This is a genomic window from Streptomyces sp. BB1-1-1 (genome assembly GCF_031597775.1).
Classification (GTDB): domain Bacteria; phylum Actinomycetota; class Actinomycetes; order Streptomycetales; family Streptomycetaceae; genus Streptomyces; species Streptomyces thinghirensis.
Window position 1 is genome coordinate 4,064,813 of the sequence record NZ_CP134203.1, and the last position, 23,436, is coordinate 4,088,248.

Annotated in this window: 25 protein-coding genes; 8 read left to right on the top strand and 17 right to left on the bottom strand. The window is 72.9% G+C overall.

The window, feature by feature from the left end; genetic code table 11:
- Positions 1-4: 4 nt before the first annotated feature.
- From RI578_RS18565 to RI578_RS18615, 11 genes are all read right to left on the bottom strand, one after another.
- Positions 5-1,075 carry a beta-ketoacyl synthase N-terminal-like domain-containing protein gene (locus RI578_RS18565; protein ID WP_310872113.1) on the bottom strand — a complete coding sequence of 357 codons (1,071 nt, stop codon included), beginning with the start codon at positions 1,073-1,075 and terminating at the stop codon, positions 5-7.
- Positions 1,072-1,944, bottom strand: coding sequence for an SDR family oxidoreductase (locus RI578_RS18570; protein ID WP_310872114.1), 873 nt, complete (start codon positions 1,942-1,944; stop codon positions 1,072-1,074). The genes RI578_RS18565 and RI578_RS18570 overlap by 4 nt, the downstream gene beginning before the upstream one ends.
- Positions 1,944-3,023, bottom strand: coding sequence for a beta-ketoacyl synthase N-terminal-like domain-containing protein (locus RI578_RS18575; protein ID WP_310872115.1), 1,080 nt, complete (start codon positions 3,021-3,023; stop codon positions 1,944-1,946). Before RI578_RS18575 ends, RI578_RS18570 begins: the two co-directional genes overlap by 1 nt.
- Positions 3,020-4,162 carry a beta-ketoacyl synthase N-terminal-like domain-containing protein gene (locus RI578_RS18580; protein ID WP_310872116.1) on the bottom strand — a complete coding sequence of 381 codons (1,143 nt, stop codon included), beginning with the start codon at positions 4,160-4,162 and terminating at the stop codon, positions 3,020-3,022. Before RI578_RS18580 ends, RI578_RS18575 begins: the two co-directional genes overlap by 4 nt.
- Complete coding sequence (locus RI578_RS18585) at positions 4,159-5,118, bottom strand: hypothetical protein (RefSeq protein ID WP_310872117.1); 960 nt, start codon at positions 5,116-5,118, stop codon at positions 4,159-4,161. Before RI578_RS18585 ends, RI578_RS18580 begins: the two co-directional genes overlap by 4 nt.
- Positions 5,115-5,957: an alpha/beta fold hydrolase gene (locus tag RI578_RS18590; protein ID WP_310872118.1), complete on the bottom strand. Its 843-nt coding sequence runs from the start codon at positions 5,955-5,957 to the stop codon at positions 5,115-5,117. The genes RI578_RS18585 and RI578_RS18590 overlap by 4 nt, the downstream gene beginning before the upstream one ends.
- Positions 5,957-6,943: a beta-ketoacyl synthase N-terminal-like domain-containing protein gene (locus tag RI578_RS18595; protein ID WP_310875803.1), complete on the bottom strand. Its 987-nt coding sequence runs from the start codon at positions 6,941-6,943 to the stop codon at positions 5,957-5,959. Before RI578_RS18595 ends, RI578_RS18590 begins: the two co-directional genes overlap by 1 nt.
- Positions 6,944-6,948: 5 nt before the next feature.
- Positions 6,949-8,298 carry a beta-ketoacyl synthase N-terminal-like domain-containing protein gene (locus RI578_RS18600; protein ID WP_310872119.1) on the bottom strand — a complete coding sequence of 450 codons (1,350 nt, stop codon included), beginning with the start codon at positions 8,296-8,298 and terminating at the stop codon, positions 6,949-6,951.
- The gene (locus tag RI578_RS18605) at positions 8,295-9,545 is read right to left on the bottom strand and encodes a beta-ketoacyl-[acyl-carrier-protein] synthase family protein (protein ID WP_310872120.1); all 1,251 of its coding nucleotides are present in this window, start codon (positions 9,543-9,545) and stop codon (positions 8,295-8,297) included. Before RI578_RS18605 ends, RI578_RS18600 begins: the two co-directional genes overlap by 4 nt.
- Before the next feature lie 60 nt (positions 9,546-9,605).
- On the bottom strand, positions 9,606-9,872 hold the full coding sequence (locus RI578_RS18610; RefSeq protein WP_310872121.1) for an acyl carrier protein: 267 nt from the start codon (positions 9,870-9,872) through the stop codon (positions 9,606-9,608).
- Positions 9,873-9,966: 94 nt separating this feature from the next.
- Complete coding sequence (locus RI578_RS18615) at positions 9,967-11,067, bottom strand: LuxR C-terminal-related transcriptional regulator (protein WP_310872122.1); 1,101 nt, start codon at positions 11,065-11,067, stop codon at positions 9,967-9,969.
- Between the two features lie 111 nt (positions 11,068-11,178).
- Here RI578_RS18615 and RI578_RS18620 point away from each other — a divergent pair, with 111 nt between their 5' ends.
- From RI578_RS18620 to RI578_RS18630, 3 genes are all read left to right on the top strand, one after another.
- Positions 11,179-11,577, top strand: a complete 399-nt coding sequence (locus tag RI578_RS18620; protein ID WP_310872123.1) for a DUF6153 family protein — start codon at positions 11,179-11,181, stop codon at positions 11,575-11,577.
- Between the two features lie 129 nt (positions 11,578-11,706).
- The gene (locus tag RI578_RS18625; RefSeq protein ID WP_310872124.1) at positions 11,707-12,348 is read left to right on the top strand and encodes a DUF305 domain-containing protein; all 642 of its coding nucleotides are present in this window, start codon (positions 11,707-11,709) and stop codon (positions 12,346-12,348) included.
- 165 nt (positions 12,349-12,513) lie between these two features.
- Positions 12,514-12,978, top strand: coding sequence for a DUF4396 domain-containing protein (locus RI578_RS18630; RefSeq protein WP_310872125.1), 465 nt, complete (start codon positions 12,514-12,516; stop codon positions 12,976-12,978).
- On the opposite strand, the gene RI578_RS18635 is transcribed toward RI578_RS18630, so the two are convergent.
- The 3 genes from RI578_RS18635 to RI578_RS18645 all read right to left on the bottom strand — a co-directional run bounded on the left by RI578_RS18635 (position 12,969) and on the right by RI578_RS18645 (position 16,248).
- On the bottom strand, positions 12,969-14,525 hold the full coding sequence (locus tag RI578_RS18635; protein WP_310872126.1) for a potassium/proton antiporter: 1,557 nt from the start codon (positions 14,523-14,525) through the stop codon (positions 12,969-12,971). The genes RI578_RS18630 and RI578_RS18635 overlap by 10 nt on opposite strands.
- A gap of 36 nt (positions 14,526-14,561) precedes the next feature.
- A complete protein-coding gene (locus tag RI578_RS18640) occupies positions 14,562-14,861 on the bottom strand; it encodes a DUF3040 domain-containing protein (RefSeq protein WP_310872127.1) in 300 nt (99 codons plus the stop codon).
- A 262-nt stretch (positions 14,862-15,123) separates the two neighbouring features.
- Positions 15,124-16,248 carry an amidinotransferase gene (locus RI578_RS18645; protein WP_310872128.1) on the bottom strand — a complete coding sequence of 375 codons (1,125 nt, stop codon included), beginning with the start codon at positions 16,246-16,248 and terminating at the stop codon, positions 15,124-15,126.
- Positions 16,249-16,401: 153 nt separating this feature from the next.
- Between RI578_RS18645 and RI578_RS18650 the strand changes: the two genes are divergently transcribed.
- The 3 genes from RI578_RS18650 (at position 16,402) to RI578_RS18660 (ending at position 17,533) form a co-directional block, all read left to right on the top strand.
- The gene (locus RI578_RS18650) at positions 16,402-16,899 is read left to right on the top strand and encodes a DUF2975 domain-containing protein (RefSeq protein ID WP_310872129.1); all 498 of its coding nucleotides are present in this window, start codon (positions 16,402-16,404) and stop codon (positions 16,897-16,899) included.
- Positions 16,899-17,123 (top strand): helix-turn-helix transcriptional regulator, encoded by a 225-nt coding sequence (locus RI578_RS18655; RefSeq protein WP_310872130.1) that lies wholly within the window; start codon positions 16,899-16,901, stop codon positions 17,121-17,123. The genes RI578_RS18650 and RI578_RS18655 overlap by 1 nt, the downstream gene beginning before the upstream one ends.
- A gap of 110 nt (positions 17,124-17,233) precedes the next feature.
- A complete protein-coding gene (locus RI578_RS18660) occupies positions 17,234-17,533 on the top strand; it encodes a zinc-ribbon domain-containing protein (RefSeq protein ID WP_310872131.1) in 300 nt (99 codons plus the stop codon).
- 15 nt (positions 17,534-17,548) lie between these two features.
- Here the strand turns inward: RI578_RS18660 and RI578_RS18665 are convergent, their stop codons facing one another.
- Entirely contained in the window at positions 17,549-17,821 is a 273-nt protein-coding gene (locus tag RI578_RS18665; RefSeq protein ID WP_310872132.1) for a MarR family winged helix-turn-helix transcriptional regulator, read from the bottom strand.
- A gap of 198 nt (positions 17,822-18,019) precedes the next feature.
- Between RI578_RS18665 and RI578_RS18670 the strand changes: the two genes are divergently transcribed.
- On the top strand, positions 18,020-19,063 hold the full coding sequence (locus RI578_RS18670) for a helix-turn-helix domain-containing protein (RefSeq protein WP_310875804.1): 1,044 nt from the start codon (positions 18,020-18,022) through the stop codon (positions 19,061-19,063).
- Positions 19,064-19,094: 31 nt separating this feature from the next.
- On the opposite strand, the gene RI578_RS18675 is transcribed toward RI578_RS18670, so the two are convergent.
- Together RI578_RS18675 and RI578_RS18680 are read right to left on the bottom strand one after the other, a co-directional pair.
- Positions 19,095-20,639, bottom strand: a complete 1,545-nt coding sequence (locus RI578_RS18675) for an SPFH domain-containing protein (RefSeq protein ID WP_310872133.1) — start codon at positions 20,637-20,639, stop codon at positions 19,095-19,097.
- A gap of 55 nt (positions 20,640-20,694) precedes the next feature.
- Positions 20,695-21,204, bottom strand: a complete 510-nt coding sequence (locus RI578_RS18680; RefSeq protein ID WP_310872134.1) for a hypothetical protein — start codon at positions 21,202-21,204, stop codon at positions 20,695-20,697.
- 235 nt (positions 21,205-21,439) lie between these two features.
- On the opposite strand from RI578_RS18680, the gene RI578_RS18685 reads away from it, so the two are divergent.
- Positions 21,440-23,347, top strand: a complete 1,908-nt coding sequence (locus RI578_RS18685) for an NAD-binding protein (RefSeq protein ID WP_310875805.1) — start codon at positions 21,440-21,442, stop codon at positions 23,345-23,347.
- The last annotated feature ends 89 nt before the right edge of the window (positions 23,348-23,436 follow it).

The following is a 23,436-nucleotide window of genomic DNA, read 5'->3' on the forward strand; positions in this document are numbered from 1 at the left end:
GGGTTCAGACCCGCAGCAGCGTGCAGCCCACCTGGCCGTCCGGGTCGACGGAGGTGACCAGGGCCACCTCGCCGGGGCCGGTGACGCTGAGCGCGGCGGCCAGCTGGAAGGCGGCGGACGCGGCGGAGGCGTCGCCGATGAGCCGGCGCAGGCGCAGCCGGCGGGGCCGGTGCGGGCCGAACACCTCGTTGAGGGCGGCCTCCTCGCGTCCCCCGAGGGCGCCGCCGGTGTCGCTCGGCACGATCAGCGAGACGTCCTCGGGCTCCGCTCCGGCCTCCTTGAGCGCCTCGGTGACGGCCCGTACGACGGCCTGCTGGGCACCCTCCGGCTCCGGGAAGCCGAGGAAGCGGCTGCCGAGCAGGGTTGCCAGCGGGCGGCGCCCGTACGACTCGGCGCGGCCGCGCGGTTCGAGGAGGAACAGCGCGCAGCCCTCGCCGAGCGGTCCGGCCGAGCGCCGGGCGGCGTCCTGCCTGCCCCGGTACTCCAGCCAGGCGCGGTCGGCCGAGTACTCCTCGACGGCGCCGCACAGCACGGCCTCGCAGTGTCTGCGCCGCAGCAGCCGCGACGCGTAGTTGAGGGCCAGCAGCCCGGTCAGCGCGCCGCCGGCCACGGTGGCGTTGGGGCCGCGCAGTGTGTGCCAGATGGCGCTCTGCCCGGCCGCCCGGTTCATCACCGTGTTGGGGAAGCGGGCCGGGTCCACGTGGAAGGGCTTCTCCCCGGTGAGGGAGTCACGGGTGAAGTCCATGATGCTCTGCACGCTGCCGTGGCCGGTGCCGAGCACCATGCCGACGTCGTCGGGACGGTCCTCGGCGAGGCCGCCGCCGGCGGTCTCCAGGAGCATGCCGGTGGTGGCGACGGCGATGGCGGTGGCCCGGTCCATGGAGCGGGTGCCCTTGCGGCCGAGGATGGCGCGCACGTCGAAACCCGGTATCTCACCGGCGCGCCGGTACGGCCCCTGCCCCGACGCGGTCGTGGCGTCCCGGCCCGCGCGCACTCCGTCGGCGAACGCCTCGGCGCCGAGCCCGTAGGGCGATCCCGTGGACCACCCGGACACGACAAGACTGTCTGCGGTCATCGTCCCTCGCCCTTCAGTTCCTTGCCGGTGGTGTCGGTGGTGCCGGTGGGGGCGGGGCCCCAGGCCCCGGCGGCGGCGTGCAGTTCGGCGCCGTCGACGCCGATGGTGTTGCCGCTGATCCAGGACGAGTCGGTGCGCGAGAGCACCGCGATCGCCTCGGCGACGTCGTCGGGCCTGGTCAGCCGGGAGTGCGGGTTGTTCACCGCGGCGCGCGCGACATAGCCGGCGTGCTCGGGGATGGCCTGCAACGCGGGCGTCAGCGTGACGCCCGCCCGCAGGGCGTTGACGGCGATGCCCTGCGGCGCCAGCTCACAGGCGAGCTGCCGGACATGGGCCTCCAGGGCGCTCTTGGCCGCGGAGACCGCTCCGTAGCTGGGCAGGGCCTGGACGACGCCCGCGCTGGTCATCGCGTAGATCTTGGAACCGCTGCGCAGCAGTCCGGCCCGGTGCAGGTCCTGCGTCCAGTAGACGAGGCTGTGCGCCATGACGTCGAGGGTCATCTCCAGCTGCCGGGAGGTGATCGGCCGCTCCCAGCCCTCGCGGGGCAGGAACGGCACGAGCGTGCCGAAGGCGAGGGAGTGCACCAGGATGCCGATGCCGCCGGTGGAACCGGTCAGTTCGGCGATCTCCGGAACGAGCCGGTCGCGGGTGGCACGGCTGGCGGCGTTCGCGTTGTGGAACGACACCTCGACGCCGTACCCGCGGATCTCGTCGACGAGTGCGGCGACCTCGTCGTCCCGGGCCGCGGTGTCGAAGTGCACCCCGACGACGTTGACCCCCTCGCGGGCCAGGCCGAGGCTGATGGCCCGGCCGATTCCGCTGGAGGCTCCGAGTACCAGGCACCAGCTGCCTTCAAGGGATTTCAGCATCAGTGGGTCCCCCGCTTCTGGGAAGTGTGCGACGTCCCGGGACCCCGGTACGGGTCCGGTCCGGTACGGACGAGTGCCAGCGCGGCGTGTCCCTCGCGCGTGGCGGTGGTCAGCAGCCGGGTGCCGGGCGGCCCGGTGAGCGACCCGGCCAGCGCCTGGGCCCCGGCCAGACAGCCCGCCCCGGCGGGGGTCACGCGTCCGGTCGCGCCGGCCGCGCGGTCCACGGCGGCGGCCACCGTCACGGCGAACGGCGAGCCGTCCAGGACGTGGTGGACCTCCACGGTGGTGTCCAGGTCCGACAGCAGCCGGCGTACGACCCCGGAGACCAGCCCGGCGGGCAGCTCCCGGCCCGGCGGGACGAACAGCGAGCGTGCGGCGACGGTGCCCCGGACGCGGGCGCCGCGCGCCTCGGCGGCGGACCGCGGCTCCAGGGTCAGGGCGACGGCGCCCTGTTCGCCGTCACCCGCCGGAGAACCGTCATCCGCCGGGGAGCCGTCACCCGCCGGGGAGCCGTCACCCGCCGGGGAGCCGTCACCCGCCGGGGAGCCGTCACCGGCCGGGGACACGGGCAGCCGGTGCTCGGCCGCGCCGACCAGGAGCGTGTCGCAGCGGCCGGCCGCGAGGGCCCGGCCGCCGGCCTCCACCGCCTCCAGGGCCGCGACCCTCGGGCTCGCCAGTGTCAGCGCGAAGGCCTTCAGGCTCAGCTCGGAGGTGAGGCGGGAGCCGAGCAGGCTCACCGCGAAGAAGGGCGCCGTCGCGGGCGACAGTCCGGCCGCGCCGCCCTCCAGCGCGATCCGGCGGTCCATGGTGTCGAAGAGTCCGGCGAAACCGCCGTTGAGCGCGAGCGCGGCGCCCCTGCGCTCCGCGGGCACCGCGTCGGTGCGGCCGCCGTCGGCGAGCGCGGCGCGGGCCGCGGCGAGGAGGTACTGGGCGGCGGCGGGCAGGTACTTGTAGCCGCGCGGCCCGAGCCGCACCCGGTGGTCGAACCAGTCGCCGTCCCCGGCACCGGCCTCGGGGGCGACACCCCCGACCCCCGTGACGGCCCACATGGTCCCGCCGGTCCCGTTGGTCCCGCTCATGCCGCCGCTCCTTCCAGGACCATTGAGGAATTGCTGCCGCCGAACCCGTAGGCGTTCACCAGGACCCGCCGGCGGTCGTGCGGCAGCGGGACCGGGGTCCGCTGCGGCAGCCACACGTCGCACCCGGGGTCCTGCTCGCGCAGCGGCACGTTGCGCGGGACGTGCCCGTCGCGCAGGATCAGCGCGGCGGCGACCGCGCCGAGCGCGGCCGAGGCCCCGCCCGCGTGGCCGAGCAGCGCCTTGAGGCTGTAGAGCGGCACGTCGGGCGTCCGCTCGCCGAAGACCCGGTGCAGCGCCTGGCTCTCCACCTCGTCGCCGAGCCGCGTCCCGGTGCCGTGCGGGATGACGCAGCCGATGGCCGTGGCACCGCCCGCCGGTCCGACGGCCTCGCGCATGGCCCGTACGATCTGCTCGCCGTCCGCGTGCGGCGCCGTCACATGGCCCGCGTCGCAGCTCCAGCCGGAGCCGGCCAGGGTCAGCGGGGCCGTGGCGCCGCGGGCCGCGGCGTGCGCGGCGGACTCGACGACGAGGATGCCCGCGCCCTCGGCGAAGACCGTGCCGGCCCGGTCGGTCTCGAAGGGCCGGCACCGGTCCGGGTCGACCGCGCCGAGCCGGTTGAAGCAGCCGAGGGCGACCCGCGAGTAGGCGTCGGAGCCGCCGGCGAGCACCACGTCGGCCTCGCCCGCGCGCACCATGTCGTACGCCATGCCGAGCGCGTAGCCGCCGGCCGAGCAGGCGTTGCCGATGTCGTGGGCGACGCCCGCCAGGCCGAGTCGCGTGGCGGTCGCGGAGGCCAGCCGGAACGGCGCGGTCCATCGGTCGCCGCCCCGCTCACGCTCGTTGGGACCGGGCTCGCCCATGCAGCTGCCGAGGACGACCGCCGCCTCGGACAGCCCGGTCAGGCCCGCGTCGGCGAGCGCTTCCCGGGCCGCCGCGACGGCGAACCGGGTGGCGCGCGCCGCCCGCAGGTCGGGGTCGGGCACCAGGTTGATCCGCGGCAGGTCCATCACGGCGAGCGGGTCGGCCGGCTCGTCCGGCCGGCGGATCCGCGCCGCCGTCATGGCACGCCACAGCGCGTCCGTACCCCCGCCGTGGCAGGTGACGGCACCGATCCCGGTGACCACGACCTCGCCGGTCATGCCGACTTGCCCTCCAGCGCCGCGTTCATGCGGTCGTCGAAGGAGACCAGGCTCCAGTCGCGGCGGTTCTCGATCACCGCGTAGCCGTGGGTGATCCGCCCGGTCGCGGTGTGCACCAGCGCCCCGTCACGGACGACGTAGGTGTCCATCCGGGAGGTGTAGGTGAAGCCCTTGAAGATCTCCTCGACGGTGAGGACCACGTACAGGTCCTCCTCCATGCGCGCCTCGTCGAGGACGGTGACGCGCGAGTGCGGGACGACGGGGATCCAGTTCTGCTCGTCGAGCAGGGTCTTGATCGAGACGCCGCGATCGGCGACGAGCTGGTCCTTGGCCTCCTCCATCAGCCGCAGGTAGCCCGACATCTGGATGCGCTCGGTGAAGTGGCAGTACCAGTACGGGATCCGGAACTTCCAGGCGAAGGAGTTGGTGCCCGCCGTCAGCTCCTTGACCAGGTCCGCGGATTCCGGGTTCACCTCGGGCGCGACCACGTCCCAGGCGGGGGCCGCGGCCAGCCGCTCGACGGCGTACGGGGCGAGGGACGCGGGCACCGGCTCGTTGCCCCCGCCTCGCGGGTCGAGGCGCAGCTGGACGCGGACGGTGGAGGTCACGGCCTTGAGGAGGGTCTCGCGCTGGACGTGCAGCACCACCGACAGCAGCAGTTCGCCGTCCTTGGCCCTGCGGTGCGGCCTGACCTCGGCGCGTGCCACGTCGTCGATGTGGAAGGCGTGCAGGATGCGGGTGTCGATGTCGACGATGTCGGTGCACAGGCCGTACGTCTCGTAGACCGTGCCCGGCAGGAGGCCGTTCTGCCGCAGATGGTTCAGCACGGCTTCCTCGACGAGGTAGTTGACGTGCTTGAAGCCGATCCAGGTGCAGATGTTGGACCCCTCGTACCGGGGCCGTATCTCCAGGGAGCTCGGCTCCTGGAAGGTGAGAGCGGTGCTGTTCGCGGTCACGTCAACTCCGGTACTTCGGTGAGGAGGCGGGAGGGATGAGAGGAAGAGGTGGGTGTCAGGGAGGAAAGGAAGCCGTGCACCGCCCCGACGAACAGCTCGGGCTGCTCGGCCATCGGGAAGTGCCCGGACCGTTCGAAGATCCGCAGCCGTGCGTCCGGCAGCGCCCCGGCGAGGGCGCGGGCGTCCGCCGGCCGGGCCGCGAAGTCGTGCTCGCCGGCCACCACGAGGGTGGGCAGGCCGATGGCCGCGGTGTCGAGGAAGGGACTGCGCAGGTAGGCGTCGAAGAACCGCATCCAGCCGTACGGGCCGATCCGGTCCCGCACCCGCAGGGCCATCGCCTCGCGCAACTCGACGGGGATCCGGCCGTCCGAACCGACCCGCAGCCCTTCGTCGAGGATGCGCTGGAAGCCGTGCAGGTAGTAGACGGCGGTGTCCCACTCGAACTCCTCGGGCGTACCCCGGTGGAACGGGGACACGAGGACGCAGGCGCCCGGCCGTCCGGCGGGACGGGAGACCAGGAGTTCCAGTACGGCGTTGGCGGCGAAGGAGTGCGCGATCAGCAGGTCGACCCGCCCCGGTACGGCGTCCAGCGCCCTGGCCACCCAGGGCACCGGGTCCGGGTCGTGGCTCCACCGGGTGTCGCCGTGGGCGGCCCAGGGAAGTTCGGCCTCCCACAGCTCCAGCTCGCCCCCGGCCAGCTCCGTGAACCGCCGCCAGACGGCGGTCGATCCGGCGAGGCCGTGCAGGAGCAGTACCCGCACGGGCCGCCGGGCGTCGTCGTGCGGCGCCCGGCGCAGCCGTACCCGTACGCTGCCCTCGCGGTCCTCGTCGGCCCACATCACGCGCTCCCCGCCGGGGTGAGGATGAGGGCCGCCGCCGCGTCGTCCCGGCCGGTGTCCCCGGTGCCCGCGCTGGCGAGCACCACGTCGCCGGCCCCGTCCGGCGCGGCACCGGCCAGCCAGGCCGTGCCGGCCACGCACTGGAGCACACCGAGCGCCCCCGAGCTGGGACCGAGCAGTTCGGACAGATCGCGTACGCCGCCGACCGGCACCGACCCGAGGGAGGCGCCGGGGGCCCGGATGCCCTCGGGGTGTTCGGGCACGCACCACAGGCCGACGGCGCGCGGTTCACGTTCGCGTACGTCCGCGACGGCCATGGTGTGCTCGGCGCGGCGCGCGTAGGGACCGAGTTCGGCCAGGGGCCGCACCCCGCGCGCGGCCGCGGAGGCGGCCGACTCGAGCACCAGGGCGGCCGCCCCGTCGAAGAACTCGTCCTGCTCCGGCGCCAGATGGCGGACCGCCGGGTTGTCCGGCTCCACCCCCACCACGAGCACCCGCTCGACCCGGCCCGAACCGATGAGCAGTCGGGCCCAGTTGACCGCGTCGAGACCGGAGGTACGGCCGTTGCACAGGGTCAGGTTGGCGCCGCGCAGGCCGTGCGTGATGGCCAGCCAGGAGGCGACCACGTTGCTGGAGGTCGCGGGCAGCAGCATGGGGCTGGTGCCGAGGTAGGTGTCGCGGGCGATGGTCGCGACCGTCTCGCAGACGGTGTCGACGTTGCCGAAGTTGGTGCTGACGACGGTGCCGACGGACTCGCCGGGAACGGTCGGCGCGCCGTCCGCCCCGATCAGCCCGGCCGCGGCGAGCGCCTCCTCGCCCGCGACCATGGCGAGCTTGGTGGCCCGGTCCTTGTAGCGCAGGCCCCGGCCGGTCAGCCGGTCCACCGGGTCGGCCGGCACGCCACCGGGCCGCCGGTCGCCGAGCAGCTCCTCGGGGGTGGCGAGACCGCGGACCGCCGTACCGAGTCCGGTGACCACGACGTGCATCCGGCTCACCGCCCCTCCTCCTGCACCGCGGCGGCGCCGTTGCCGCCGGCCGTCTCGTCTCCCGCGTGCGCTTCGTGTCCCGCATGCGCGTCGTGTCCCGCGTCCGCCTCGTCTCCCGCGTACGCCTCGCGCTCCGCGTCCGCGTCGTGTCCCGCGTAAGCCTCGTGCTCAGCGGCGGCCTCGTCTCCTGCGGCCGCCTCGTCATCGGCATACCGCTCGACGATCGCGACGGCGTTGAGTCCACCGAAGCCGAAGGAGTCGATCTGGGCGATCCGCAGCTCCTCGTCGGGGCGCACCGCCTGCCCGCGCACCAGCCGGAACCCGGCCACCGACTCCACCGGGTCGTCGAGTCCGACGATCGGCGGCACGCTCCCGCGCCGCATCACGTCGACGGCCGCGACCAGGCTGTGCAGCCCGGACGCCCCGGCGGTGTGCCCGGTCATCGACTTGATCGCGGTCATGTACGGGGACGGTTCGACGCCGGCGAAGACCGAGCCGAGGGCCGCGGACTCCGCCTCGTCGTTGAGCGGGGTGCCCGTGCCGTGCAGCATCACCAGGTCGATGTCGGCGGAGCCGACCCCGGCCCGGCGGTGTGCCTCCCGCACGGCCGCGGCGATGTTCTTCGCCTCGGGCGCCGAGGGGTGGTAGGCGTCGCAGTTGACCGCGACACCGCGCACCCGCGCCCGCACGGTGGCTCCCGGGCCGGGCCCGTCGGCCTCCCTGCGCAGCACGACGGCGACCGCGCCCTCGCCCTGGAGCATGCCGCGCCGGGCGCGGTCGAACGGCCGCACCCGGTCGGGGGCTTCGGGGTAGCAGCGGTCGAGCAGCCCGTACGTGCTCTCCGAGATGGTGTCCACGCCGGCCACCACCACCGTGTCGGCCTGCCCGAGGTCGAGCAGGTCGGTGGCGAGGGCCAGGGCGTAGAGCGACGCGGAGCAGGCGTTGGCGACGGTGTGGGTGTCGGCGGCACCGAAGCGCCTGCGCAGCATGGTGCCGAAGTGCAGGTCAGCCACCTCCACCGGCGTACCGTCCCGCCAGGACAGCTCGACCGAGCGCAGCTCGCGCAGGGTCGTCCCGACCAGGACCGGCACCGACGACAGGTCGTCGCCGAGGCCGGCTTCCCGCGCGGCCACCTCGACGGCCCGCTCCAGCCAGCGGGTGGCCCGCAGGGGTTCGTCGACGCCGGGGGCCGGCCGGTCGTCGATCTCGTAGGCGACCTGGGCGCGGAACTTGCCGCGGTCGTAGCCGCGCAGTGGGGCGAGTCCGCTGCGGCCCGCCACCAGCGACTCGTAGATCTCGTCGGTGTCGGAGCCGATGCTGGCGACGGCTCCCGTCCCGGTCACGAGCCAGCTCATGCCGCGCTCCGGTACTTGCCGAGGATGACCACCGCGTTGTTCCCGCCGAAGGCGAGCGCGTTGTTCTGCACGATGTTCAGCTCGGCCTCACGGGCCTCGTTGGGTACGCAGTCGACGCCGCACTCGGGGTCCGTCTCGTTGTGGTTGACGGTCGGCGGGATGAAGCCCTGTGTGAGGGCCACGGCACAGGCCGCGGCGGCGACCGCGCTGGCCGCCCCCATGCTGTGGCCGATCATCGACTTGATGGAGACCGTCCGCGGCATGGCGTCGGCGCCGAAGATCTGCCGGATCGCGCCGACCTCGGTGATGTCGTTGGCCCTGGTGCCGGTGCCGTGCGCGGAGACGAAGTCGATCTGGTCGGGCGTCACCCCCGCGTTGCGGTGGGCGATGTCGATCGTGCGGGCGATGCTGTCCCGGTCGGGCGCGACCGGGTGCAGGGCGTCGCAGGCGAGCCCGTAACCGAGCACTTCCGCGTAGATCCGGGCGCCCCGGGCGAGCGCGGAGTCCAGGCTCTCCAGCAGGAGGATCCCGGCCCCCTCACCGGTGAGGATGCCCTTGCGGTCCTTGTCGAAGGGCTGGCAGGCCTCGGGGGCGATGGTGCCGAGCCGGTAGAAACCGGTGAAGGTCTTGCGGCACAGCGCGTCCGCCCCGCCCACCAGGGCGACGTCCACGTCACCGCTGCGCAGTGCGTCGTAGCCGTAGCCGACCGCGTAGTTCCCCGCCGCGCAGGCGGTCGGGATCGTGACGGCCTCGACGTCCTCCAGGGCGAACTCCCGGATGATGCCGGAGGAGAGCCGGCCGGCCGGCACCCGGCGGGCGACCACCGGGTCGTACGACTCGGGACCGGTGGCGAGACCGGTCTCGACGAGCTGGTCGAGGTCGCGGGACTCGCCGTCCGTGGTGCCCACGGACACCAGGGAGCGGCGGGCCCGCACCTCGTCCACGGTCAGCCCGGCGTCCTCGATGGCCATCCGGGTGGCTGCGACGGAGAACTGGCTGGCCCGCCCGAGCTCGTCGGGGTCCACCCGGTGGATCCACTGCGCCGGGTCGAAGTCCGTGACCTCGCACCCGTTGGCGTAGTCGAACCCGGTGGTGTCGAACGCCGTGATCGGCTTGACTCCGCCGCGTCCTTCGCGGAGTCCGGTGGTGAACGCGTCGATACCGATGCCGATACTGGTGACGACGCCGAGTCCGGTGACGACCACCCTGCGGGGGGTGACGTCCGTGCCTCGCATACCTGTGTTCATCGAAGCTCACCCTCTGGCTGACTCAACCGGCTGATCGGGGCAGGGCCGGAGCACTGCCGGTCAGCCGCGGGCGGAGGCCTCTTCGACGACGGTGTACACGCCGACGAGGTTGACCATGCGGCTGAGCTCGGCCTGGTCGATCGTCACGCGCTGGGTGCGCTCGAGGGCGGCGAGGATCTCGATGGCGCGCAGCGAGTCCGCGTCGTGGTCCTCCTTGAAGAGGCTGACCTCGGTGACCTCGTCCTCGTCGATCTCGAGGATGTCGCAGACGACCTCCTTGATCTCCTGCTTGCGTGCGGCGTCCAGACCGGTGGTCGCGTTGCTCATGTCGACTCCCTGAGAGATCGGTGAGGATCCGGAGTCGTGCGACTCCGCCCATCCGTTCGGTGAGTCGATGTTGAGTCGGGGCGCTATGCCAGCTCTATACGGATGATTCGCCCTGTTCACAGGCGTCGGCCGAGTTCTCGTCCAGGGGCTCGGCGGGCTCGGCGGGCTCGCCCGGGTGTGCGGCCCGGTCCTCGTCACCGCCGAGCCAGCCGTACTCGACGGCGCGCATCCCGGCCTGGAAGCGGCTCTTGGCGCCGAGCCGGCCCATCAGCTCCGCGGTGATCCGGCGTCCGGTACGCACCGAGACACCCAGCCGGCGGGCGACCACCTCGTCGGTGAGTCCTTCCCCGAGCAGGCGCAGTACGGTCTGTTCCTGACCGGTGAGTTCGTTCTCCTCGGCGGCCTGCCGCGGCCGCTTCTCACCGCTGAGCGGTACGGCCTTGTCCCACACCTGGTCGAAGAGTTCGCAGAGGTTGGCGAGGATCCCGGCGCTGCGGAACACCATGGCGCCGGCCGCGGAATCGTCCGGGTCGATGGGCACGACCGCCTGCCGGCGGTCGAAGATGAGCATCCGGGAGGGCAGCGAGGCCGTGGTGCGCACGTGGTTTCCCGAACGGAGCAGCCAGCGCGCGTAGTCGACCGACTCGGGGTCGTTGTAGATGCTGTCGAGGTAGACGGTGTGCATCACGACGCCCCGGCTCTGCAGGGTCCCGCTCAGCGGCCGGCCCGCGGCGCGGCTGGCGGCCGACTGCCCGCCGCCGGGATGGAACGCCAGGAGCGAGTCGTGGCAGTTGTGGCTGAGTTCCTCGATCCGGGACCGGATCTCGTCGATTCCCTCGATGCGCTCGGTCTCGATCTGGGACGACTCCCGTTGCACCGCGGCGTAGTCGTGGACGAGCCGCGAGACCTCGACGCGCGCGTCCGTCATCTGCCGTTGCCGCTCCAGGAACTCGGCTTCCTGTCTGGCGAGCAGCGCCTGGAGTCCGACGCCCGGCGGGACCGGTCTGAGCGTGCCCGGCGCCTCCCAGGAGGGCCTGACCAGTGACAGCCGTACGCACTCGTCGAGCGCGGAGCGCACCCGCTCGGCCGGCCACTTCAACGTGTCCACCAGGTCCTCGACCGAAATTCCCGGATGCGCCAGCACGGCCCGGTAAAGCTCTACCGAGTTCTTTCCCAGTCCAAGGAGCTCCAGCATGCGGTCCCCCCGCGTCATGAAGGCCGCTGCCCCTGCGACCTCCCCCCGGCACAGAGTAGCCCCGGCGATGAGTTCGGTCGTTTGTTTTCCGGTGCGCCGTACGATGGGCGCGTGGCCAGGAGCATCCGATCGAGCAGCCGCCCGGCAGGGCGGCTCTTCGTGCTGCTGGTGATGGCCGTTCTGGCCGGAGTGCTGGGCATGCACGGCCTGCCCGAGGTGACGCCGACGGCGCAGCCGCGCACCGGCCACGAGATGGCGGCGGCTTCGGCGGACCGCGCTCCGCACGCGGGCGGAGGATGCGCGCACCCGGAGGGCGGATCGAGTCACCTCGACCATGCCGACGCGACGTGCGCCGCCGCCGGGACCGGTTCCGCCTACTCGCCGCCGGCACTGGCCGGCGACGTGCTGGACGCGCCCACCGCGTCCTCGCCCGCCGCGGCGGCCCTGGGGTCGCCCCGGCACGGCCGGGCGCCCCCCGACCTTTCCGAGCTGCAACTCCTGCGGATATAGAGCGCCCCGCACGGCACCCCGGAGACCGGACCGGAGTCGGTCCTCCGACGACGGCTGCCGCGCTTTCGCACGCCCACATCCGCTTGAACCGCGCGCCGCGAACGGCGCGCGTGAAGGAGTTGCACGACCATGACCCGCAAGCGCTCACTCGTCCGCCGTAGTGCCGCCGTCGCCGCCGCCGGTGCGGCAGCACTCGTCCTGGCCGCCTGTGGTGGCGACGGCGACGGCTCGGCCGGACACGGCGACCACAACGCGCCCGCTTCCTCGTCGGCGTCTGCCTCTGCGTCTGCGTCTGCGTCGCAGGGACAGCACAACGCCGCCGACGTCGCCTTCGCGAAGGGGATGATCCCCCACCACCGCCAGGCCGTCGAGATGGCCGACCTCGCGCCCGACCGCGCGCGGTCGGCCGAGGTGAGGAAGCTCGCCTCGGACATCGAGAAGGCCCAGGGCCCGGAGATCGAGACGCTCTCCGGCTGGCTGACCTCCTGGGGCGAGGAGGTGCCCGCCGAGGGCGCCATGGACCATTCCTCGCACGGCATGGGCGGCATGATGACGGCCGAGGAGATGAACCGGCTCGAGGACGCCTCGGGCAAGGCGTTCGACACCACCTTCATGGAGATGATGATCAAGCATCACGAGGGCGCGGTCGAGATGGCGAAGACCGAGCAGTCCGACGGCGCCCACGGTCCGGCCAAGAAGATGGCCGGAGAGATCATCACCTCGCAGAGCGCGGAGATCGAGCAGATGAACCAGCTGCTCGGCAAGGACTGACCGGAATCACCCCGGAGCGGAGCGGGCGCCGTCGGCGCCGGCTCCGCTCCGGCCTGCCCGCCGACATCCCTCCCTCCGACCTCCAACCCTCCTTCCGATATACCCCAGGGGGGTATACTCTTCCACGTGTGGGGCCGCCGAGGTCCTAGCGGGACGTCGAGCCGAATGGGGATGAAGGTCATGGACCACAGCAAGGGCACGACCTGGGCGACGGCGATGAAGGCGACGCTGCACTGCCTCACCGGGTGTGCCATCGGCGAGATCCTCGGCATGGTCATCGGCACCGCCCTGATGTGGGGCAACGTGCAGACGATGGTCCTCGCGATCACCCTGGCCTTCGTCTTCGGCTACTCCTTCACCCTCTTCGCGGTGGTGCGCGCCGGGGTTTCACTGAAGGCCGCGATCAAGGTCGCGCTGGCCGCCGACACCGTCTCCATCGCGGTGATGGAACTGGTCGACAACGGCATCATCGCGCTGACGCCGGGAGCGATGGACGCGCACCTGTCCGACGGGCTGTTCTGGGCGGCGCTCCTCGGTGGCTTCGCCGTGGCGTTCGTGATCACCACGCCGGTCAACAAGTGGATGATCGGCCGCGGCAAGGGCCACGCCGTGGTCCACGCCTACCACTGACCTGCTCGTGCCGTGGTCCGTGCCGATGTGCCCGGTCGGGGTTCCGGTTCCGGGGCGCCGTGTTCGCCGAGCCAGCGGGCGAGTCTGCCGCGCCGACCGATGGCACGCAGGCGGCGTTCCGTGACCTCCCGGGTGTGCGGGGTGGTGATGAGCAGGAGTTCGTCGCCGGCGCGCAGCACGCTGTCGCGGTCGGGGACGACGGTGACGCCGTCGCGCACGATCAGGGTGAGGACGGTCGGGGGCGGCAGGCGCAGTTCGAAGACGGCGACGCCGTGCAGGCGGGAGCCCCGCGGAATGGCCACGGTGAGCAGGTCGGCGTCCAGGACGTCGAGCGGGGCGGTCTCGACCTGGATCTCGCGCAGCGCGTCGGAGCGGGTCAGCCGCAGGAGGCGGGCGACGGCGGGCAGGGTGGGGCCCTGCACGAGGGTGAAGAGGACGACGAGGACGAAGACGATGTTCAGTACCTCGCGGGCACCGGCGACCCCGGCGACGATGGGGAACGTGGCGAGCACGATGGGGACCGCGCCGCGCAGGCCCGCCCAGGAGATGAACGCCTGCTCGCGCCAGGGAACGCGGAAGGGCAGCAGGCACAGGACCACGGAGACGGGGCGGGCGGCCAGCAGCAGGACCAGGCCGACGGTGAGCGCCGGGAGGATCGCGGAGGGCAGTTCGCTGGGGTCGACGAGCAGGCCGAGCATGACGAACAGGCCGATCTGGGCCAGCCAGCCGGCGCCTTCGGCGAAGGAGCGGGTGGCGGCGCGGTGGGGCAGCTCGGCGTTGCCGAGGACCAGGCCGGACAGGTAGGCGGCGATGATGCCGCTGGCGTTGACCGCCCCGGCCGCGGCGAAGGCGACGATGCCGAACCCGACCGTGGCGAGCGGGTACAGGCCGGTCGCGGGGAGCGCGATGTGCCGGAGCGCGGCGGCGCCCAGGCGGCCGATCAGCACGCCGAGGGTGCCGCCGACCACGAGCTGGTAGAGCAGGTTGCCCACGACCGGGGCGGGGCCGGGCAGGTCGCCCGCGGTGGTGGTGGAGAAGATCAGGACCAGGATGATGGTGGGGGCGTCGTTGAAGCCGGATTCCGCCTCCACCAGGCCCGTCACCTTCTGCGGCAGCGGCAGTGAGCGCAGTACGGCGAAGACCGCGGCGGCGTCGGTGGAGGAGACGATCGCACCGAGCAGCAGGGCCAGGTGCCATTCCATGCCCAGCAGCCAGTGCGCGCCGGCCGCGGTCACCGCGACGGAGACGGCCACGCCCGCGGTGGCGAGCACGCCGGCGGGGGCGAGCAAGCGCCTGACGTCGCTCCACCGGGTGGTCAGGCCGCCGTCGACGAGGATGACGGCCAGGGCGGCGGTGCCCAGCGCCTGGGCCAGCTGAGCATCGTCGAACTCCAGGCCCAGCCCGTCCTCTCCGGCGACGACACCGACGGCGAGGAACAGCAACAGGCTCGGCAGGCCCACCCGGTGGGCGGCGCGGGCGGCGGCGATGCTGGCCAGCAGCACCGTGCCGCCGATCAGCAGGGTCAGGTACAGCTCGGGCAGGGTCATCGAGCCCGCCCCGAGTCGTACGGGGCCGGCCCGCGGTCAGCGGGTCCAGAAGCGGGGCGGAGGGTAACGGTTCGCGCGCCCGCGTCGATGCGGGTCGAAGAGTTCCCCGGCCATGCCCGCGAGGACCAGGCCGGAGGCGATGAGCAGCCCCTGGGCCAGGACGACCCCGGAGCCCAGCACCGCCAGGGCGGCGGCGAGCAGCAGCCAGGCCCGGAGGTGGCGGTACTCACGTGGCCGGCGTGGGCGGCCGGTGTCGAGGGCGTGGGAGAACCGTGGGTCGTCGCGGTGCAGGCGGGACTCGATCTCACTGAGCAGCTGGTCGTCGGATCCGGGCATGGTCTCCTCCTCCCGGCGCGGGGCCCTGGGCAGGCGACGCGGTCGGTGGGGCGGGCCATCTGCTCTCCTTGCGAGGTGGGAACGTCACGATCACACCAGGGCGAAGTGGCGCAGCCGCGCATACGTGGCCGACCCGCCCCGGACTGTGTCCGGGAAAGGCTGGATCGGCTACAGCTTCGCTTTCCTCGGGCCGTCGGCACCATCCGGTACGGAACCCAAAAGCGACCGCACACGACGTGTAGGGGTCAGCCGTTCACGACCGTCAGTCGGTGTACGACTCGAGCGTGCCGCGGCGCCGTACGTCGAGGGTCGCGCAGTGGAACGAGCCGCCGAACGGCGCGTAGTGCAGCAGGTCGCACGGGATCGGCTCGAAGCCCCAGCTCTCCAGCGCGCGCAGCATGCCGGTGTGGTGCCGTTCCGCGATGACTCGCTTGTCGTCGAGGACGAGGACGTTCATGCTGAGCCACTTGCCGCACATCGAGGTGATCTTGAGCATGCGGTCGTCGATCGGGTCGGGCTCGGGCGCGGTCAGGATCTCCCAGGAGCGCAGCGCGTCAGGGAGGCGGTCGACGTCGACGTACTCCGGGTTGACCAGTGCCCTGCCGGGCGCGAGGGGGACGAACGTCGTGTCGATGTGCATGGGCGTGCGGCAGCGGCTCTCGATCTCGTGGATGCGGTAGCCGGGGCCGAGGTGGCGGCGCAGCCATTCGATGCCCATGCGGTTGGTGACGTTGCTACGGGTGACGAAGAGGTCGCGTCCCGCGCGCACGAAGTCCGCCGCGTCGAAGACCGGCTCGAACTCGGTGAGGATGTGGCGCATCGGCTCGCCCGCCGCGGGGACGCGGAAGTCCGGCTCGAACAGCTCGTCGGTGAGCTGGGGCTTCGGTGCGGCCGTCCAGCGCGCGCCGCGCCGGAAGTAGTCCTTGAGGATCGGGCGGTAGGAGTGCGTCTCGAAGTAGCGGCACGGCCAGGCCATCGGGGTCTCGATGATCTCGTCGCCGATCACGAGCAGGCAGTCGCGCGGGCAGGTGTTGCAGAAGCCGCGTGACGACCAGTCGGGGGTGCTGAAACGCCGGCGGTGGTCGACCGCGTCCGGCCGCGTGACCGTGACGCCGAGCGACTGCAGCAGGGCGACGAACCCGTCGAGCTCCCGCTGCGCCCGCTCGACCAGGACGCGCGGATACCTGAAGCCGGCGGCCAGTCCCTGGAACCGGGCCGCCCACGGTGGGACGTTGCAGGTCACGACCGGGTGGTCGGAGGGAATCGTCGCGCCTTCCAGCCGGCCGACGACGACCTCCTCCAGCGGGTCCCACTCGTTGTGGGAACTGACCGGCGAGACGGCGGGTTCCGCCGCCTCCGCGATTCCGGGTTCCTGCGCCACCGCCATGACTGACCGCTCCCGATCGCTGACTCTCCGTGCCTATGGGGTGCCCCGAACCGGACGGATGACACCCGCCCCTCTGCGCCAGACCTTGCCCTACCTATCGTTTCTCGATAGATTCCCATCGTAGGTCGATTGAAGTCGAATGAAGGAGGGGTGATGGGACAGCTGACAGTTCTCGCGTTGCGGGGCGTGCTCGTCATGCTGCTCGCAGGTTCGGTGTTCATTCAGGCCGTGCTGGTCTGGTTGCTGGTGGCCGGTACGGGTGATCCCGACGCCGCCCTGGCGTCCGTACGCACGCCGGTCTTCCTGATCGTCGTCCTGGGTGCCGCGGCAGCCGAGGTCGTGCTGATCTGCGTCTGGCGGCTGGTGACGATGGTGCGGCGGGGCACCGTGTTCTCCCTCGATGCCTTCCGGTACGTCCATGTCGTGATCGGCGCCTTCGTCGCGGCCGCGCTCCTGGTCTTCACGCTCGGGGTCGTCCTGGCCCCGGGCGAGGCCGTCGCGCCCGGCATCGTCCTCATCCTGGGCGGGGTCGTCGTCGCGGTCCTGGGCGTGGCGCTGGTCGTGCTCGTCCTGCGGATGCTGCTCGCCCAGGCCGTCGCGCGCGACATCGAGGCGGCGCGGATGCGGGACGAGCTGGCAGAGGTGATCTGATGGCGATCGTCGTCGACATCGACGTGATGCTGGCGAAGCGCAAGATGTCCGTGGGCGAGCTGGCGGAGCGCGTCGGGATCACCCCCGCCAACCTGGCCGTGCTCAAGAACGGCCGCGCCAAGGCGGTGCGCTTCACGACGCTCGCCGCGCTCTGCGACGTACTGGAGTGCCAGCCGGGAGACCTGCTGCGCTGGGAGGCGGGGGGCGCGGACGCGGGCGGGTGACGCCGGCCGCCGTCGGCCGCGGTTGGCTTCCGGGGCCCACCCGGGCGCAATCTGGGAGAAGATCTGCGTGCCCTGCGCGCCCGCGGGCACCGACCCGGAAGGACCGCCCCGTGATCATCTTCGGCACCAAGGGATACCTCTACCAGCTGGCGATACTGACACTGGTGTGCGGCCAGTGCGGCAACCCCTCCGCGCACACGCTCAGGAAACGCGTCACGAAGTTCACGCTGTTCTTCGTGCCGCTGTTCCCGTTCTCCACGAAGTACCTGACGCAGTGCACCTTCTGCGGTGCCGAGCAGCAGGTGTCGAAGGAGCAGGCGGAGCAGCTCCAGACGCAGGCCGTGAGCGGCCAGGGCGGCCCCGGCCAGGCGCACGGGCAGCCGCAGCAGCAGCCCTACCAGCGGCCGTGACGCTCAACGTGCTTCTCAGCCGTTCCCGGAGGGCTGCTGCAGGTCGGCGATGGCGTCGACGTACTTGATGAGCAGACGGGCGAACTCCAGCCGCTCGGCCTCCGGCCAGTCCCTGGTGATGTGCTCGAAGGCGGACCGCTGGTGGCTGCGGAACCGGGCCAGCATCTCGTGGCCCTCCCCGGTGAGCTGGAGGACGGTGCGGCGTCCGTCCTGCTGGGACGCGGCCCGGATCAGACAGCCCGCGGAGATGCAGTCTGCCGGGCCGGCGGCACGGGCCCCGCCGGGCACCCCATGACCACGCCCCTCCGCATTGCCGGTTTCCGGCAGCCTTGACTACCCTCACGTTGCCGGACACCGCGCACCGGGCGTGAACGGCAGGGGAGGCGCGGGGTGACGGACCAGCAGGCGGGCCGGCGGACGGATCACCGGACGGACCAGCGGACGGATCAGCGGACGGATCAGCGGTCGGATCAGTCGGAGACGTATCTGACCGGGTACGCCGAGATCCTGGCCGGGGCGGCCGGCACGGGGCGCAGGCTGACCCGCGACGAGTTGGAGGACCGGCGGCGCCTGGGCGAGCAGGCCGCGGAGGCGGGACACAGTCTGCGCGGCCTCGTACGACTGCACCTGGACGCCACGCGCGCCTCCTGGCCCGGCGGTTCGACGGTCCCCGGCCTGGGCGTCACGGACACCGTGCTCGCCGCCGTCGCCCAGGCCGTCGACGCCTTCGCCGAGGGATACGAACGCGCCCAGCGTCTCGCCGTGCGACAGGAGGAGGCCGCGCGGCGGGAGTTCATCGACGACCTGCTCTACGGGCGCAGCGACCTGGGCCGGCTCGCCGAACGGGCCGAGCGGTTCGGCCTGGTCCTCTCCCACGCCCACGCCGTCGCGGTGGCCGAGGGGCCCGAGGCGTACGACGACACCGCACCGGTCACCCGGCTCGTGGAGACGGCGCTCATCTCCCGCTTCGGGGACCGGCGCATCCTGATCACCACCAAGAACGGGCAGTTGATCTGCATCGCGCCCGGCGACCAGGACGACGTCCTCGCCTTCTTCGCCAAGCAGGCGTACGCGGCCACGGACGGCAGCCGGGTGGCCATCGGGCGCCCCCAGACCGGCGCGGGCGGTGTGGTGCACAGCTACGAGGAGGCGCTGAGCACCCTCGAACTCGCCGAGCGGCTGGAGCTGGACGAACCCGTGCTGCGCGCCGCCGACCTGCTCGTCTACCCGGTGCTCACCCGCGACCGGCAGGCCATGGCCGACCTCGTGCTGAGTGTGCTGGGTCCGCTGCGCGGGGCTCGCGGCGGTGTTGAGCCGTTGCTGCGGACCCTGGAGGTGTACTTCGACGCCGGCTGCACCGCGGCCGAGGCCGCCCGGCGCCTGGCGCTCAGTGTGCGGGCTCTCACCTACCGGCTGGAGCGCATCCACCAGCTGACCGGGGCCAACCCCGCCGACCCGGTGCACCGTTACACCCTGCAGACCGCGGTCATCGGGGCCCGGCTGCTGAGCTGGCCCGCCCAGGAGATCTGAGCGGGCCGGCCCCGGACGGTGGGGGCGGGCGTCAGCCCGTGATCTCCACCTTGCCGTTGCGCTGCGGGTCGGGCTCCTCCGGCTGCTCCGGCCGGTCCGCCGTCTTCGCGTCCTGCCCGGTGATGTTCTTCAGCAGCGCGGGCAGATCGACGCCCGTGGTGGAGCCCAGCAGTTCCATGCCCTGCGCCACGTTGTCGGCGACGGTGCGCGACAGCCGGCTCGCGCCGTCCGTCGAGATGACCGTCATCTTGTCCACGGCCGCGAGCGGCTCGGCCGCCTTGGCCACCACCTGCGGCAGCACCTCGACCAGCATCTGGAGCACGGCGGCGTCGCCGTACTGCCCGAACGCGTCGGCCTTCTGCCGCATCGCCTCGGCCTCGGCCGAGCCCTTGGCGCCGATCGCGGCGGCCTCCGCCTCACCCTCCAGCCGGACGGCCTCGGCGATCGCCGCACGCCGGGAACGCTCGGCCTCACCCTGCTTGAGGCCCTCGATGGCCTGCGCCTCGGCCAGCGCGCCACGCCGCTGCTTCTCGCCCTCACCGGTGAGCCGGGCCCGCTCGGCCTCGGCCTGGGCGGCGGCGATCTCGGCCGACCGCTCGGCCTCCGCCTGCTTCACCCGCGCCACCCGGCGGGCCTCCGACTCCTGCTCGGCCGCGTACCGCTGGGCGTCGGCGGGCTTGCGGACCTCGGTGTCGAGCTGGCGGTCCTTCAGCGCGGCCTGCCGCTCGGCGACCTTCTCCTGCTCGGCGAGGATGTCCTGCTCGCGGGCGGCCTGCGCGAGGGGCCCCGCGGCGTTGGCGCGGGCCGACGCCTGGTCGGTCTCGGCCTTGATCTCGGCCTGCTTCAGGTAGAGGGTCCGCTGCGCGACCGCGATCTCCTCCTCGGCCTTCAGCCGCGCCTGCTCGGCGGCCCGCCGGGCCACGGCCTCGGCGATGTCGGCCTCCTGCGCGGCGCGGGCCGCCTCCGGTCGGCCGAGGTCCTCCAGGTAGGAACCCTCCGTGGTGATGTCCTGGATCTGGAAGGCGTCCAGCACCAGGCCCTGCCCGGACAGGCTCGCCTCCGCCTCCTCGGCGACCTGCCCGGCGAACGCGGCCCGGTCCCGGATGACGTCCTCCACGGACATCCGGCCGACGATGGCGCGCAGCGCGCCCGACAGCACCTCCTGGGTGAAGCCGACGATGCCGTTCTGCTGCATCAGGAACCGCTGCGCGGCGGCGCGGATCGCGTCCTCGGTGCCGCCGACCTTGACGATCGCGACGCCTTCCAGGTTGGCCTTCACACCGCGCAGCGTCACCGCGCCGCGCACGGCGACCGGGATGTGCCGCGAGGAGAGGTCGAGCGTGAACCGCTGCTGCACGAACGGCACGACGAACACGCCGCCGCCGACCACGACCTTCTGGCCGCTGTTGTCGGTGAACACACGGCCCGTCTCCGGATCGGTGGAGCTCTTGCCGCGCCGCCCGGTGACGATGAACGCCTCGCTCGGCCCGGCCACCTTGTAGCGGCTGACCACCACCAGCGCGAGCAGCACCAGGAGTACGACGACTCCCAGCACCGCGAAAACGACAGGACTCATGGCAACGCCCCCGAATCGGGAAAGGAACAGAAAGAGAAGCGGAAAGGAAGAAGGCTCAGCGCTCGACCGGGCGCACCACGACCGACGTCCCCGTCGGCACCGCCTCGACCCAGACCTCGGCGCCCCGCGCCACCGGCTCCGCGCTGCGCGCCGCGCACTTCAGCGGCTGCCCCGCGAGCCGCAGCAGCACCTCGCCGAAGCCGTCCGCGGGAATGGCGGTGACGACCTTGCCGGACGTGCCCAGGAGGTCGGCCGTGCTCGGTGCGACGTCGGTCCGGTCGCGCATCAGCGCGCGGCTGAAGCGGTACGTCAGCCAGCCGGCCCCCATCCCGGCGACCGCGCCGACCCCGGCGGCGCCCGCGGGACCGGCCAAGCCGGTGCCGAGGGCGATGGCGCCACCGAAGCCGGTCATCGCCGTGAATCCGGCGACGACCGGCAGCGACAGCCACCCCTCCAGGACGCCGGCCGGCGCTCCCCCGAACGCGCCTTCCAGCAGTCCGTCGAAGACCAGCGACAGGGCGAGCAGCACGACCCCCGTGATACCCAGCCCGAGAAACCAGACCATCGTGCCGTCCCCCTCTCGCCCGTCGCTGAGCTTCAGTGAAACGAATGTTCACACGCGAAGGAGAACCGGGTCACTGCCGTGTTCCGGCAATCTTTACGCGTCTTTAATGCCGCCCTCCGGCTCTTCGGGCGCTCTTGGAACCGCACCCTGGGCCGGTACTGTCCTCTCTCAAATGGGGACTCAAACGGGGAGCGTTCCGAACCAGGTTCCGCCGGGCGGTGACACGTACGCGCACATGGTGGTGTGCGGCGACGACGGGCTGGCCCACCGGCTGGCCGCCGAGCTGCGCGGTGTCTACCGCGAGCAGGTCACTCTCGTCGTCCCGCCCTCCGGGCGCCGGGTGCGTCAGCCGGTCGTCGGGCGGGCCCGCGCCGCCTCGGCCGCGCTGCTGGGCATGGTCAACGCGGCCGTCAACCGCTCGGCCAACGGCGACTCGGTGGGCGACGAACCGAACGGCGCCGGCCGCGAACTGGAGGCCGCCGAGCCGACCGAGGACGTGCTGGCGGAGGCGGGCGTGGACCGGGCGGCCGCGCTGGCCCTCGTGTACGACGACGACGAGACCAACATCCGCGCCGCCCTGACCGCCCGTCGGCTCAACCCCCGGCTGCGCCTGGTCCTGCGCCTCTACAACCGCCGACTCGGCCGGCACATCGAGGAACTCCTCGACCAGACCGCCGCGTTGGCGACCGGCGACGGCCCACGGGACACGGGCCTCGACGGCGCCGGCACCTCCACGACCGTACTGTCCGACGCCGACACGGCCGCGCCCGCGCTGGCCGCGACCGCCCTCGTCGGCACCAGCAAGGTCGTCGAGACGGACGGGCTGCTGCTGCGCGCGGTGGAACGGCAGCCGCCGGGCCCCGGCGAGGTGGCCGACCCCGGGCTGTGCACCCTCGCGCTGCTCTCCGCGACGAGCAACGACCCGGCCGGCGCCGACGGTTCGGAGGGGAGCGGAGACCAGGGGCCGCAACTGCTGCCCGACGCGGCGGCGGTGGCGGCGGCCACCGGGCGCGGCACCGTCGCCCTGGAGCAGGTGTCCTACGCCGGTCCGCCACTGCCCTCCGGGCGCGCCGGTGTGCCCCCGTTCGGCGAGCTGTTCTCGCGGCGGCTGCGCTGGTCGCTGGCGGGCCTTGGGGCCTGCGTGGTCGCGCTCGCCGTGGCGCTGATGGTGGTCACCGGGGACCATCCGCTGCACGCCACGTACGTGACGCTGCTCGACCTGTTCGCCATCAACGAGCCCGCGCACAACGACGACGCTGGACGGCAGGTGCTGCAACTGCTGTCCGGTTTCGTCGGTCTGCTGCTGCTGCCGGTGCTGCTGGCCGCCGTGCTCGAAGCCCTCGGGACCTTCCGCAACGCCTCCACGGTACGGAAGCCGCCGCGCGGGCTCGGCGGGCACGTCGTCCTGCTCGGTCTCGGCAAGATCGGCACCCGGGTGCTGACCCGGCTGCGGGAGATGGACATCCCCGTGGTGTGCGTGGAGGCCGACCCCGAGGCGCGCGGCATGGCGACCGCACGGCGGCTGCGGGTGCCGGTGGTGCTCGGGGACGTCACCCAGGAGGGCGTCCTGGAGGCCGCCAAGATCCACCGCGCGCACTCGCTGCTCGCCCTGACCAGCGTGGACACGACCAACCTGGAGGCCGTGCTCTACGCCCGCTCCGTACGGTCCCGCCTGCGAGTGGTGCTGCGCCTGTACGACGACGACTTCGCGACCGCCGTGTACCGCACCCTGCGCGCCGCGCACCCGGGCGCGCTCACCCGGAGCCGCAGTGTGACCCACCTGTCCGCGCCCGCGTTCGCCGGGGCGATGATGGGCCGTCAGGTCCTGGGGGCGATCCCGGTCGAGCGGCGGGTGCTGCTGTTCGCGGCGGTGCGGGTGGCCGGGCATCCGCAGCTGGAGGGGAAGACGGTCGGCGAGGCGTTCCGGGCGGGGGCGTGGCGGGTGCTGGCCCTGGAGGTTCCCGACGGGGAGCGGTCCGCCGACGCGGGTGCCGACGGGGAGGCGGCTCGGGAGTCCAGGTTGGTGTGGGAGCTGCCCGACACGTATGTCCTGCGGAGCGGGGACCGGGTGGTGCTGGCGGCGACGCGGCGGGGGTTGGCCGAGCTGCTGGGGCGGCGGGCGCGGCAGCGGACGGGGTCGTAGGGGCGCCGCCCCTACAGCCCAGGGGGCTCCGCCCCCTGGACCCCCGGCCTATGCCCACCCGCCACCCGACTCGGTCGGTCAAGAAGCCG